At 58.4% G+C, this 11475-nt stretch carries 15 protein-coding genes and 2 pseudogenes; 10 read left to right on the top strand and 7 right to left on the bottom strand.

Annotated features, from left to right (window positions below; translation table 11 throughout):
• The first annotated feature begins 145 nt into the window (after positions 1-145).
• The 3 genes from C7I85_RS30690 (at position 146) to C7I85_RS25270 (ending at position 1539) form a co-directional block, all read left to right on the top strand.
• A complete protein-coding gene (locus C7I85_RS30690) occupies positions 146-580 on the top strand; it encodes a hypothetical protein (RefSeq protein ID WP_146148959.1) in 435 nt (144 codons plus the stop codon).
• Between the two features lie 13 nt (positions 581-593).
• Complete coding sequence (locus tag C7I85_RS25275; RefSeq protein ID WP_106726768.1) at positions 594-830, top strand: hypothetical protein; 237 nt, start codon at positions 594-596, stop codon at positions 828-830.
• A 394-nt stretch (positions 831-1224) separates the two neighbouring features.
• Positions 1225-1539, top strand: a complete 315-nt coding sequence (locus C7I85_RS25270; RefSeq protein ID WP_146148958.1) for a hypothetical protein — start codon at positions 1225-1227, stop codon at positions 1537-1539.
• A gap of 245 nt (positions 1540-1784) precedes the next feature.
• On the opposite strand, the gene C7I85_RS25265 is transcribed toward C7I85_RS25270, so the two are convergent.
• Positions 1785-2612 (bottom strand): Ku protein, encoded by an 828-nt coding sequence (locus tag C7I85_RS25265; RefSeq protein WP_106726766.1) that lies wholly within the window; start codon positions 2610-2612, stop codon positions 1785-1787.
• A gap of 248 nt (positions 2613-2860) precedes the next feature.
• A pseudogene (locus C7I85_RS31810) lies at positions 2861-2977 on the bottom strand (SOS response-associated peptidase); the annotation flags it as partial.
• A 121-nt stretch (positions 2978-3098) separates the two neighbouring features.
• Between C7I85_RS31810 and C7I85_RS25255 the strand changes: the two are divergent.
• On the top strand, positions 3099-3440 hold the full coding sequence (locus C7I85_RS25255) for a hypothetical protein (RefSeq protein ID WP_106726765.1): 342 nt from the start codon (positions 3099-3101) through the stop codon (positions 3438-3440).
• Positions 3441-3500: 60 nt separating this feature from the next.
• Positions 3501-3667 (top strand): annotated as a pseudogene (locus C7I85_RS31170) (Thivi_2564 family membrane protein).
• A 408-nt stretch (positions 3668-4075) separates the two neighbouring features.
• Here the strand turns inward: C7I85_RS31170 and C7I85_RS31165 are convergent.
• Positions 4076-4234, bottom strand: a complete 159-nt coding sequence (locus tag C7I85_RS31165; RefSeq protein WP_181257377.1) for a hypothetical protein — start codon at positions 4232-4234, stop codon at positions 4076-4078.
• A gap of 318 nt (positions 4235-4552) precedes the next feature.
• Between C7I85_RS31165 and C7I85_RS25250 the strand changes: the two genes are divergently transcribed.
• Entirely contained in the window at positions 4553-4789 is a 237-nt protein-coding gene (locus C7I85_RS25250; protein WP_106726764.1) for a DUF2188 domain-containing protein, read from the top strand.
• A 605-nt stretch (positions 4790-5394) separates the two neighbouring features.
• Positions 5395-6018 carry a DUF1236 domain-containing protein gene (locus C7I85_RS25245; protein ID WP_106726763.1) on the top strand — a complete coding sequence of 208 codons (624 nt, stop codon included), beginning with the start codon at positions 5395-5397 and terminating at the stop codon, positions 6016-6018.
• 308 nt (positions 6019-6326) lie between these two features.
• On the opposite strand, the gene C7I85_RS31160 is transcribed toward C7I85_RS25245, so the two are convergent.
• The 3 genes from C7I85_RS31160 to C7I85_RS31155 form a co-directional block, all read right to left on the bottom strand.
• On the bottom strand, positions 6327-6977 hold the full coding sequence (locus C7I85_RS31160; RefSeq protein WP_181257375.1) for a hypothetical protein: 651 nt from the start codon (positions 6975-6977) through the stop codon (positions 6327-6329).
• A gap of 374 nt (positions 6978-7351) precedes the next feature.
• On the bottom strand, positions 7352-7558 hold the full coding sequence (locus C7I85_RS30685; protein WP_146148957.1) for a hypothetical protein: 207 nt from the start codon (positions 7556-7558) through the stop codon (positions 7352-7354).
• A gap of 186 nt (positions 7559-7744) precedes the next feature.
• A complete protein-coding gene (locus C7I85_RS31155) occupies positions 7745-8401 on the bottom strand; it encodes a hypothetical protein (protein WP_181257372.1) in 657 nt (218 codons plus the stop codon).
• A 308-nt stretch (positions 8402-8709) separates the two neighbouring features.
• Between C7I85_RS31155 and C7I85_RS25225 the strand changes: the two genes are divergently transcribed.
• From C7I85_RS25225 to C7I85_RS25215, 3 genes are all read left to right on the top strand, one after another.
• Positions 8710-9747, top strand: a complete 1038-nt coding sequence (locus C7I85_RS25225; RefSeq protein WP_106726761.1) for a PAS domain S-box protein — start codon at positions 8710-8712, stop codon at positions 9745-9747.
• Positions 9748-9946: 199 nt separating this feature from the next.
• Positions 9947-10291 (top strand): hypothetical protein, encoded by a 345-nt coding sequence (locus C7I85_RS25220; protein ID WP_106726760.1) that lies wholly within the window; start codon positions 9947-9949, stop codon positions 10289-10291.
• A 321-nt stretch (positions 10292-10612) separates the two neighbouring features.
• A complete protein-coding gene (locus C7I85_RS25215; protein ID WP_106726759.1) occupies positions 10613-10870 on the top strand; it encodes a Ku protein in 258 nt (85 codons plus the stop codon).
• Here C7I85_RS25215 and C7I85_RS31150 read toward each other — a convergent pair.
• Entirely contained in the window at positions 10862-11023 is a 162-nt protein-coding gene (locus tag C7I85_RS31150; RefSeq protein ID WP_181257371.1) for a hypothetical protein, read from the bottom strand. The two genes, C7I85_RS25215 and C7I85_RS31150, sit on opposite strands and share 9 nt — an antisense overlap.
• Positions 11024-11475 lie beyond the last annotated feature (452 nt).

Genomic DNA, 11475 nt, shown 5'->3' with positions numbered 1-11475 from the left:
ATCGAGACCGACGAACAGATCCATGGGCAGGGCTCCTTGACCAGTTAAGCTTGAGGAGCCTGCCCGCAGATTGAAATCCTGTCACCCCCGCAGCGGGAGCGCCACGGGAGCCCCAATCATCCGATCTCTTTTTTGCGTTTCTGCAATGCGGAACCTTAAGGTCGCGGCTTCATTCCTAGGCGTTACCCCGCTGGCGATTGGCACCCATCCTGTCGCCAGCCATTGCCCGCCGCCTTCCAAACAGACGGCGGGCTTCTTTTCGCTCAACTATCTGGCGTGGCGTTGTTGTGCCAAAACCTTCTTTGCCGTCGGTCCAAGTGTGGGTATTATTACGGCATCGTCGGCTAGGGCGCCGGGCATCACCATGTTTTCGCCAGCTGTGATCAGAAATAGAACCAAGGTTTTCACCCCGGAAAATGTGAGCATCATGCGGCATGCGGTTCAGCGCATCCGCGCCGAACGAAGATTGCCTTCTCAAGGGGCAGATGCGGAACGCCTTGCCTCTAAAGCGCTCGACCTCTTCAAGGCCGGCTACATCAGGGAAGCCGCGCTGACCAGGGCGCTCAGAGAGGATGCCTGAGCGGGAGGGTGAGATGCGCAAATTCCTCGCCCTCCACCCCGAACAGCAGCGCAGCTTTTCGCCGGAAGAACTGGACATGCTCGATGCGCTGGTGACGCGCGCCGTCGACATCCTCGGAATCACCGATGAAGGCGATAGGAACGAGGCCGCCGCAAGGATCTTGGCGCTCTACACGCCCGGCGGCCGAACCTTCGAGGAAATCTTGGAAATCGTTGTCCGCCTGCACCATCAAAGGTCGCCGCTCCGATAAGCCGACGCCGAAACGGATCAGGATTGAGCGCCAGCGCAAAAAGCTTGGGGGCGCCAGGAATAGGGAACGATCGCATCATTGGTACGTTGGATAGGTTCGCTCAGCCCTTGCCCTTCGCGAGCGCAACTTCACGTCAGACGGGCCCGTAGTCTCTCCGAGGCGGCGGGCGTCTTTTTTGCGTTTTAGGCCCGTGCTCCACTTGGAACCTTAAGAACACTGCTTCATTGGCTTGAAGTCCTCTAAGTGCTCGCTGGCGGTAAACATGCATCCCGCCGGCCGCCAGCCGCTAGCCCGCCGCCTTTCGAACAGCCGGCGGGCCTCTTTGTTGTTCCAAAAAGCCAAAGATATCGTATTCTCGTTCCGCGTAGTTGGTGCCGTGTTGAGGAGCGTCGTCATGCGCAGATATCTCTCTCTTCACCCCGAGCAACCGAGTTCTTTTTCCTCCGAAGAACTGGACACGCTCGACGCCCTGCTGCAACGCGTGATCGAAGAGCTGCATATCGTCGATCAAGCGGACCGGAACGAGGCTGCGGGGCGGATCTTGTCGCTCTATACCCTTGGTGGCCGGAGCCTCGACGAAATTCTGGAGATAACGGTGCGCTTGCACCGGAACGGAATCACGCCTGGCGGCCGACGATCTGACGAGCCAACGCCGAAGCGTGTCAGGACCGAGCGCCAGCGCAGGAAGCTTGTGAGAAGCCTGGGTTAGGCCGGAACAACAGCGCGCGGGGAGAGTTTGAGTTTTATTCCTGCCATGGCTCCAGTGGGACCCTGCACGCCTGCTGGAGCTGAGCGCCCGTCGCCTCTTGCCCCTCCAAGGCGACGGGCGGCTTTGCGATCGCTCTGGCCTTTGCCAAAGAGTGAAGCAGGCCGGCGCGACAAGTGCCCCATGCACGCCAGCCCACGTGCGCGCTGACGTGGTGGACATATATGTCTATTAGAAATGGCGCAAGTTTAGCCTGACGATTTTGCCTTCGACTTCTTGCCCTTCGGCGGCGCGAGGCCTTCTGCCTCTAGGCTCTTGCGCAGGATTCCGGCGAGGTCCTTGACGTTCTCCCTGGGCTGCGGCGAGGGCTTGGGCGGTGGCGCCCCGGCACGCTTGGATTCGATAAGCTGCTTCAGCGCTTCCTCGTAGTGGTCCTCGAACTTCGACGGGTCGAAATGCGTGACCTTCTTGTCGATGATCATCGAGGCGATCTCGGTCATTTCCGGGTCGATCTTGGGCGTCCCCATCTCATCGAATGCCTTCTTTTCCGGCACGATCTCCTTTGGGCTGTTCAGCAGCGTCATGACCATGCCCTTGTCCAGCGGCTCGATGAGGACATGCCGTTCCCGCTGCCATAGCACCACCGTCGCGAGTGCGGCCTTCCCGGTCCGTCTCATCGCCTCGCGGAGGAGGGCGAAGGGGTCCGTTGCCAGTTTGTCTGCCGGCACGAGGTAGTAAGGCTTGTCGCGATAGACCGCTTCGACCTCGGACACGTCGACAAAGCTCTCGACCGTCAGCACATGGTTGGAAAGTGGCTTGAGGGTGTCGATCTCCGCAGGTTCGAGCAGCAGATATTCGTTCTTGTTGACTTCGTAGCCTTTGACCTGATCTTTGGCGTCGACCGGCTTACCGGTGCCTTCATCGATATACTCCGACTTGACCGGTTCCATGGTCTCTCTATTGAGGACGCGGAAATGGATGGTCTCGGCCTCGGTCCAGGCCCCGACGATCTTTACGCCACAGGTGACGTTGCCGAGCCGCATAAAGCCCTTCCACAAGGCACGCACGCTGCTCATGACACGCTACTCCAGCATAAGGCTGGAAAACGGGCAGTGGCGCCTATCGTTCCTTAGAGCTAGGCGGTTCCGGCGGTCTCTGTGTCTTCTGTGAGCTCCGGTTCGGCCTCGAGATGTCCGTGTTCGACGAGCCAGTCGAGGAGTGACATGGCGGCAACTTCATCAACTGATTTGGGAAATCTGGAAGCAAGCTGACGCAGTGCCCGTTCGTCGGTTCTGGTCGGAGCCGAGATCCTGCTGTCGCGCCTCTCAGTTGTCAGGAACGCATAAAGCTCATGGACGCCAGGCCGCGGGTTCTTCGAAGAGCCTCGCTCGCCATCCCAAACGGTCCAGATACCGGCGAAGAACGCCAGCGGTTGGTCCTCGATGGACTCCGCTCCGATGCGCAAACGTCATCGGACACAAGCGCCAAACGATCTCGTTGCCACGTTGCGGAACGTTTCGACTTTCGCACCGTTTTGACGGATATATCCGAAGGACAAGGCGATGGCTAATGCTCCCAAGGCAGCGGGCCTGAACATAGACAACGTTCAAAAGGCGCTCGAGAAGCAGATCGCAGAGCTGCGCGGCGAGATAGGCAAAATCAACAATACCATTGAGGAAAGGGGGGCTAGGCTGGCCCGCGAAGCGATCGAAACTGCGTCCGCCCGAGCGTCGCGTGCCGCAAAGCGACTTGGCACGCCGACACAATCAATGCAGGAAGTCGCTCGCGTGAGCCCAGGAACAGTTACCTTGGTTATTGGAGCGGCGGCATTGCTCGGGTTCACGATCGGAGTCGCCGCAGGCATGACTGTCAATAGTCAAGGTCGCCGTAGCTATTGGAACTGAGCACTATGCTTAAAGTTCATTCTTGACGGACAGCCGTGCGGTCTATTTTCAAGGAGAGCCATGGCCGCATCAGCAATTATCAGCATACTGATCACTTTTCTAGTCGTGGTTCTGGTGCTTTACCTTATTCAGCGCCTGCCTATCGACGCCGGAATATGACCATCATTCAAATCATCATCATCATCATCATCATCGTGTCGCTGCTCAAATATCTTGCGATTTTCTGAATAATCAGGGCTTCACTTTCTGCACACCCCATCGGGGGCTACGAATACAATCCGACATCAGATTCGTATGGCTGCGTCTCATCGGTGACATTAAAATCGGTGCAAGCGGCTCGCGTTGAAACTGCCAATTGCCGGCGATGGCCAGGGACTTGCCGTCGTCCTCGGCCACGTGGGCGTAGATCTCGACGATCGAGGCGCCACCACGTCCGCGTTTCGCTTTTTCCTAGCCCAATCGGCTAACCCGATCACAAAGGATGAATAAGGTGGCCCGACATCCCGCGAGGCAGGGGTGTGGGGGGCCTGCGAAAGCCGGGCCTGTCCCGACAAGGGAATCGGGACGCGACCTTCATAGCAGCGACATGATCGCAGCGCCCCGAGTTAATAGCAACAATCACGCCTCACGCGGCGTCACTCCGCTCTTGTCGGGACTTCGCCCGATTTCGTGACGGCCGACATGCGGTGTCCACCCATGGATAACAGCGCCCAGATGATAAAAATCGCCACAATCCCCGTCAGGATCCAGTAAAGCCATCGGCGATATCCGCCGCGACGCGGTTTCAGGTTCATTGCGCGACCTCGGTCTGAATCTAACCCCAGCGCCAAAAGCTTCAATCACAAACCGTTCCGGCTGGAGCGACGTGGTGATGCCGTCCTCGGGTGGCACAAATCCCCGGGCTGTGATGCCCCAAAGAAAAAGGCCCTAGCTTTCGCCGAGCCCGATATCCACTGTCCGAGTTTGGCGCGCCGTGCTGCTCAGAATTGCGCCTTGCTCGCCCAAATGCCTGAAGCTCAGTGCGAATGTACCGGGGGCGAGGGGCACCGATTGGCCTATAGACATTTACCCAACCCCTGCCATTCTTGACGATGCCCTCGAGGGAGGTTGCAATGACAAAGCGCAGCGTTTTCCACTCAGTACCGTCCAACACAGGTTGGAGAGTTATCGAAGGCGGCAGGATGATCTCCACGCACCATACCCAAAAGCAATCTGAAGCAGCCGCTATAGCGGCGGGGCACGAGGCCCAAGATGCTGGTGGTCTCGGCCAAGCGGTTCTTCACAAGAGCGACGGGACAGTACGCGAGGAGCGCATCTATGGTGCCGATCCCCGCAAGACCAAGGGCTGACCTACCTGTTCCGTGAATGATCCTGCGCGAGAGGCCGACCATGTTTGGTCTGAGCCGACCGTGTAGCCTCTGGCCTGTTCGCGCTGGATCTTGTGACGCCCTCCATGTTCTTCAGGCCGAAGAACAGTTGCGGGTCGCCCTTGTGCGGCTTGATGTGGTTGGCCACAGCGGCGGGGATGGTGGTGCCGGTGACCGCTAGGCAGTCGCAGGGCCGCACATGTGGAGAGAAAAGTGATTTGGTTCGGCGCATCCTGGCGCTGCTCGCGCGCTGCTCGCGCTAGCGTACGCCAACCCAGCTGCCTGTCGGTCTGACGAGGGAACAACGATCGACTTTTCCCGTTTGACGCAATCGAACCGGCTAGAGACATGCAGGCAAACTCGCAGTTGCCGCGGATGTTCCGAATGCCGGACGTCGAGTGGCGAAAAATGCATCCGCCATCCCGGGAGAAAGGCGATGGGTTCCCCGCGGGTAGGTTGGAAACGATGTCCGAGCTCCATGCAAGTCCCGGGGTCCACGAAATGCTCGCCATAACGGGACCGTTCACACGTGATGGAACACCGGCATCGTACCAGCGTTTGCCACAATCAGTCTATGGAGATCACCCATGAGACAGATCCTTCTCAAAGGCGCGGTTGCGTTGGCTCTCGGCTTGGCCCCGGCAATCGCGACAGCCCAAACGGAGACAAAAAAGAAGCCGCCCGAACAATCCGAAGGCCAACAAGGCGGTCAATCTGGCACAGAAAAGGGCCAGGCGCCCGCAGGTGGCCAAAACATGGAGAACGGGAGCGAAAACGGCCAAGAGGCTCCAACCAAACCGGAAGGTGGCGAGACCAAGCAGCCCAAGATGAAGAAGCAGGGGGAGCAGAAGAATGAACAAAATGGCGAAACGGGTCAGCCGACAGAAAAGCGGATGGAAGAGCATGGCGGCGGCACCAAGCAGGGCGGCGAGACGAAGGCAAAGCACAGCGAGAAGCGCCATGTCAGCGATGAGCAGCGCACGGAGCTAAAGCGCGTGTTCGGTGAAAGCCACGTCAAACCGGCCCCGCAAGTCAATTTTTCCGTCGGTGTGGGAGCGCACGTCCCTCGGGAGATCCACCTCTATCGATTGCCGCCGCGCATCGTGGAGATCATTCCAGGCTATGAAGGCTTCATGTACTTCGAACTGGCAGATGGGCGGATAGCGATCGTCGACCCTGAGACACTCGAGATCGTTTTGATCATCGCATAAGCTTCGTCCTGGCAAACGAAAGCCCGCCCGCCTCGGACGAGACGATGGGTGCTTTCGCTTCGGATTGCTTCTTCGTGGCGCCCCGTTCGTGGTCATGTCTAAGATGATGGTGGGCTGTAGCTCTCCATGACAGGCTCCTAGATGGGCGACCCGGGGCGTCCGCGCGCGCAGGGTACGGCGCGTGTAGAAGCGACTCCGCGCCTGCGAAAACGAAAAAACCCGCCCCGGAGGCCGAGGCGGGCACTGCTATGGGCCATCCCGGTTCATGAGAGCGTCTCAGGCGTCTCTCGGATCATCCGGCGATGCGTTCACCACGTGGATTTGTGATGGTGGTGATGGACCGGGACCATATTCCCGTTGCCGTTGTTGTTGCCGTTGTTCGAGCCACGGTTGTTATTTCCGTTGTTGTTGCCGTTGTTCGAGCCGGAGTTGTTATTTCCATTATTGCGGCCGTTGTTCGAGCCGGCATTGTGATTGCCGTTGTTGTTGCCGTTGCCCGAACCGGAATTGTTGTTTCCGTTTCCAACACCGTTGTTGTTTCCGCTATTGAAGTTCCCATTTCCGTTTCCGTTGTTGGAGCCGGAGTTATGATTGCCGTTGTTGTTGCCGTTGCCCGATCCGGAATTATTGTTTCCGTTGTTGCCCCCATTGTTGTTTCCACTGTTATTGTTGCCGTTGCCGATCCCATTATTGGAGCCGCTATTGTTATTTCCGTTGCCATTCCCATTATTGGAGCCGGTATTGTTGTTGCCGTTGTTGTTACCGTTGTTCGATCCAGTGTTGTTGTTGCCGTTGTTATTTCCGTTGTTGTTTCCCGTGTTGCCGTTGCCATTCCCGTTGCCGTTTCCCGATCCGGCGCTCTGGTTTCCGCCACCACCGGCGCCGCCGGCATACGCGCCTTCGGCGACAAAAGCGGCCATGGCAAGAACTGCAATCGAGCTGAGGAGAAGCTTCTTCATGTCGGATTCCTTTTTTGATCAATCGACAAAGAAAATCTGATGACAGGACGATATGCTGCCTTCGCGATATTCTAGTTTTCATCATTGATGAACTTGGTTCAATTCAGGGAATCTACTATCGCTTGCTCGGCGAAGCCCCTCAGTTGTGGTGGATACTGAAGGGGGAACCCTGACGACGGCCGCGAGCGCGCTGGATTTAGAAAATGCCCGTCCCGCCCGCTCCGGATTTTTTGAACCCGAGCTCTGGACGGGCCGCACCAATCGGGGCATCTTACCAAGGCCAGCCCGGGAGGAACGATGTCTCCACAAGTCATCAGTACCTATCCTCGTCCGATCTGAAGAAGATCAAACGCGTTCTCGCTGACGCGCGCCTGTCAGTCCGCGTCGACGAAGCCGCGCGCTTTCTGATGCGCAAGTATCAGGAGGGCGTGACGGAAGAGGTCGCCTTGGCCGAGGCGCTTGACCGCTATATCGAGCAGCGCAGCGGCTGGCGGCTCATGCAAGGCGGCAAGCGGGACAGGGCTGCCGCCGAGCGCGCCCGAAAGATAACGGCAGGAGCCCGCCCCAGCGAACCGAGGCATGAAGAAAGCTCACTCGCAATGGGAGCTTAGCTCCGGCGGAGCTGGCGGTCATGTCAGGGGAAACAGAGCGCCCAATGAAAGGACCCGCCCCGGAGACCGAGGCGGGCAGACTCTTGGCTTAAATGTAGAGACACTATCCAAAAGAGAATTGCACGTGCTGAATTTGCTTGTGGTCATCCAACGCAATTAATACCCAGGATAGTAATATCCCGGATAGCACGAGCCGTAATAGCCGTAGCCACCGTAGTAACCGTAGCCATAGTATGGGTCACAGGCCGTATAGAAGAACGGCAGGCCGAACCCAAAGAATGCACCGCCGTCGTCAAAGAAGAAGTTGTTGCCATGGAAATGACGGCCATGAACAACAAAGTGACGCCCGCGGAAGCCACCACGGAAACCTGGGCCAAAGCCTCGGAAGCCACCATGGAAGGCAGGGCCGCCAAAGCCGCGGAAGCCGCCACGGAAGCCAGGGCCACCGAAGCCGTGGAAGCCGCCCATGCCGTGGAAGCCGCCGCCCATGCCGTGGAAGCCGCCGCCCATGCCATGGAAGCCGCCGCCCATGCCGTGGAAGCCACCGCCAAAGCCACCACCGCCATGAAATACGCCGCCGCCGCCAAAGCCGCCCCCGCGGACGAACTGCAGGCCGCTGGTCGTGTTGGCGGATAACTTGCGCACCAGCACGGCTGGCTCGAACTTGCCTTGGCAGGCTGCTGCGGTGCAGGAAGGATTCGGAGCGATGTCCGGAACGAAACTGGAAGAGCCCTCGGCAAACGCTGACACACCGGCGAGCGCCCCGAAGCTCAGCATTCCCGAACACAGGAGAGTCGAGAGATAGCGTCTCATTGTCTTCTTCTCCAAAGGAAATCGTCCGTGGAGCTCAAGACCTGCGATGATCGTGGGGGTGGGGTGGCCTCTACGCGATAATCGTGAGGGTTGGCCCTACAGCGGACCTCGGTAAGAGAACGCATCGAGAACGCAAAAGTTCCGGCCGCGTTGGTCAGCAGGCGCCCGAACGTAGGGAACGGAAGAAGGTCAAGCTCGAGCCCCACGGCTACTGGCTCGTGGGCGAGACGTTGCTATATTGAAGAAACGGGAGTTTCCGCGATTTGCCGGCGTCCCGACGCAACACTATCTGCATGTGAAAGGGACGCGTGGTTCATTCAAGCGAAAAGCAGGTTCAACCCGATTTCTGTGGCTCACGAACGCTGGGAGACGGGGACGCACCCGATCCGCGCGATTGGTTGGCAGCGATCATAGAAGGCTCGGACGACGCGATCGTCAGCAAAGACCTGAAAGGCACCATTCAGAGCTGGAACCCGGGAGCCTCCCGCCTTTTCGGCTATACGGCGAATGAAGTAGTTGGGAAGCCCATCACAATTTTGATTCCTCAGGATCGACTTGATGAGGAGCCCGCGATCCTTTCTCAAATCCAGCAAGGAAAAAGGGTTGAGCACTTTGAGACCGTTCGGCGACGCAAGGACGGATCGCTTGTTGATATTTCGCTGACGATCTCCCCAATTCGCAACGGTCAAGGTGTCATTGTCGGCGCTTCCAAGATTGCGCGGGATATCACCGAAAAGCGGCTTGCCCGGGAACAACAGCAGCTCTTTATGGGCGAGCTGAGGCACCGTGTGAAAAACCTCTTCGCGCTTGCGAGCGCGATCGTGTCCGTCAGCGCTCGGTCTTGTGCAGACACCGAAGAGCTCGTGGGTTCCATTCAGGCGAGATTGAGCTCACTGGCGCACGCTCATGAACTGACAATGTCGGGCTGGCAGGATGAGTTAGAGACCGAGCAGCAGGTTGACCTCGAAGCGCTTATCCGGACAATCCTAGAACCCTACAGCTCTTGGAATAGAACGGCGGTCGAAGGGGACAATCCGGTCGTACGCGGCAAGTGCGTTACTCACATCGCACTTTTGCTGCACGAGCTTGCAACAAACGCTGCAAAATACGGATCATTATCTGCTGACAACGGTAAGCTCCGTGTGAATGTGCAGGCCGAGGGTGACCAAGTTCGCCTTCTTTGGGAGGAGACAGGCGGTCCCGTGCCTTCGCCCGGACCCGTGGGGTTTGGCAGCCGCCTGGAAAAGGGGCTTGCAAGTGCCCTCAGTGCTACGATCGAGCGAGATTGGCGGACAACCGGGTTGGTAGCGACCATTACTATTCCAACAGGCATCCTGAATAAGTGATCATTCGCGCGGCGGCCAAGGAACTGGACTTTCTCTTGGGATGACAGGCGTTTTCGGAACATCAACGGCTTGGGCAGGTTTGGTTTGTGTTCCTGTTGTGCCGTGGCTCCGGTGCGATGCCTGAAGACGCACTGGAGCCGGTGCTCGCCGTCTTTCGAGCCGCCGGGCACCCAGGCTCAACCAACACCGGACGAGAGAAATGAAGTCGACAATCGCAATTCTCGCCGCCTGCTCCCTCACTGCCTTGACCACCTGGCCGACGCTAGCCGCTTGCCCAGACAAGACTACAACGTCCAGCACCGATTCTAGCGGTAAGCCACGCACCGGCATTTCCAAGGACGGAACTCACGCACCCCTGGAGAAGAACAAGAACGATCAGCAGGCCAACAAACAGCCGCAGGAGGGCGGAGACACGATGCCGCTTGCTACCGAGCAAGGCGGCGGAAACAAGGACCTAGCGACATCACAACAGGATGTCGAGGCTCAGCAAAAGCACGGTAAAACGGCAGCGGCACAGGCAGACCAAAACAAGTGTAAGGACTAGATAAGCCGGCCGGAGAACACTCGTGTGGCTGATCTCGTCGATCCTAATGACAAGAGGTCAGCACAACAGAATGGCTTCGCGGTTCCGACGGACAGTCGCCGCCGTGGCGTGCTACCCCGCGACTCGTGCCAGAGCACGCCGAGCACGATGCCGGCCGCTCCCGCCATCGAGCGGCCAGCATCGGCTGGCCCATTCCCGCCAGCGCGACGATCACAGCTTCCTGGAAGGTGCTTTCGGAACTGGTGACAATTGACATCGTATGCTGCTGGAGGGCGACACGCCAAGCCTGGAGATCACCGCGGGATCGGCGGAAATGGCGCCTTGCGGGAGGAAACCAAGGCGTGGCGCAGATTTGGGCGCATACGAAAGCTCTGGTCCGGCGACAAGTCGCTGTGGGACAATGCCGGTGAGGACAGATCCGAGAATTTTGTCGACGTGTCCGAGGTCGAAGCGGTCTATCGCGACAGGCCTTACTACCTCGTGCCGGCAGATAACCCGGCGACGGACCCTTTCGCGCTCGTTCGCGAGGCCATGAGAAAGACCAAGACGGCCGCGCTTGCGACGGTGGTGCTATGGTAGCGCGAGCGGCACGTGCTCATCGAGCCGCTTGGCAAGGGCATGGTGATGACGCTGCTGAACAGCGCCAAGGAGGTCGTTGCCGGAAAAGAAGGCATTCGACGAGATGAGCACTCCCAAGGACCCGGAAATGACTGAGATCGCCTCGATGATCATCGCATTTCGACCCGTCTAAGTTCGAGGATCATTACGAGGAGGCGCTGCGCCAACTGATCGAGTCAAAACGCACCGGGGCGCCGCCAAACCGTCGCAAACAGCCGAAAGAGAACGTCAAAGACCTCGCCGGCATCCTGCGCAAGAGTCTGGAGGCGGAAGGTCTCGCGCCGCCGAAGGGCGAGAAGTCCAAGGCAAAATCGTCAACTTGAAATACTATCGGCGAGCTTCTCAAGCGCCCTTACGTCTTCATCGTAGATGGCGGCGTACGCGGGAAAGCGTTCCTGCTGGCGTCGGTAGAATTCGATCCATTTCTGTATGTCTGAGATCGGGTAAGTATTCGTCCAACTGCCCTTCGTCATGGTGAACGCCCTGGCGGTGGAATCATAAGTCACTTCGGTAGTCATGCGGCCGGTTTAGCCCGGTTGGCGGCACAGGGCCAGACTTACCATCGC

The organism is Pseudaminobacter soli (ex Li et al. 2025) (genome assembly GCF_003012705.1).
Classification (GTDB): Bacteria; Pseudomonadota; Alphaproteobacteria; order Rhizobiales; family Rhizobiaceae; genus Pseudaminobacter; species Pseudaminobacter soli.
Note: the sequence above shows the minus strand (reverse complement) of the source record. Positions and strands in the feature narration are given on the sequence as shown.

Coding starts and splice junctions, on each gene's coding strand:
- C7I85_RS25275 (WP_106726768.1), top strand. CDS start 594: ATGCGCAAATTCCTCGCCCTCCACCCCGAACAGCAGCGCAGCTTTTCG.
- C7I85_RS25220 (WP_106726760.1), top strand. CDS start 9,947: ATGAAGTCGACAATCGCAATTCTCGCCGCCTGCTCCCTCACTGCCTTG.
- C7I85_RS25250 (WP_106726764.1), top strand. CDS start 4,553: ATGACAAAGCGCAGCGTTTTCCACTCAGTACCGTCCAACACAGGTTGG.
- C7I85_RS31150 (WP_181257371.1), bottom strand. CDS start 11,023: ATGATCATCGAGGCGATCTCAGTCATTTCCGGGTCCTTGGGAGTGCTC.
- C7I85_RS30685 (WP_146148957.1), bottom strand. CDS start 7,558: ATGCCTCGGTTCGCTGGGGCGGGCTCCTGCCGTTATCTTTCGGGCGCG.
- C7I85_RS31155 (WP_181257372.1), bottom strand. CDS start 8,401: ATGAGACGCTATCTCTCGACTCTCCTGTGTTCGGGAATGCTGAGCTTC.
- C7I85_RS25265 (WP_106726766.1), bottom strand. CDS start 2,612: ATGAGCAGCGTGCGTGCCTTGTGGAAGGGCTTTATGCGGCTCGGCAAC.
- C7I85_RS30690 (WP_146148959.1), top strand. CDS start 146: ATGCGGAACCTTAAGGTCGCGGCTTCATTCCTAGGCGTTACCCCGCTG.
- C7I85_RS25255 (WP_106726765.1), top strand. CDS start 3,099: ATGGCTAATGCTCCCAAGGCAGCGGGCCTGAACATAGACAACGTTCAA.
- C7I85_RS31165 (WP_181257377.1), bottom strand. CDS start 4,234: ATGAACCTGAAACCGCGTCGCGGCGGATATCGCCGATGGCTTTACTGG.
- C7I85_RS25245 (WP_106726763.1), top strand. CDS start 5,395: ATGAGACAGATCCTTCTCAAAGGCGCGGTTGCGTTGGCTCTCGGCTTG.
- C7I85_RS31160 (WP_181257375.1), bottom strand. CDS start 6,977: ATGAAGAAGCTTCTCCTCAGCTCGATTGCAGTTCTTGCCATGGCCGCT.
- C7I85_RS25270 (WP_146148958.1), top strand. CDS start 1,225: ATGCGCAGATATCTCTCTCTTCACCCCGAGCAACCGAGTTCTTTTTCC.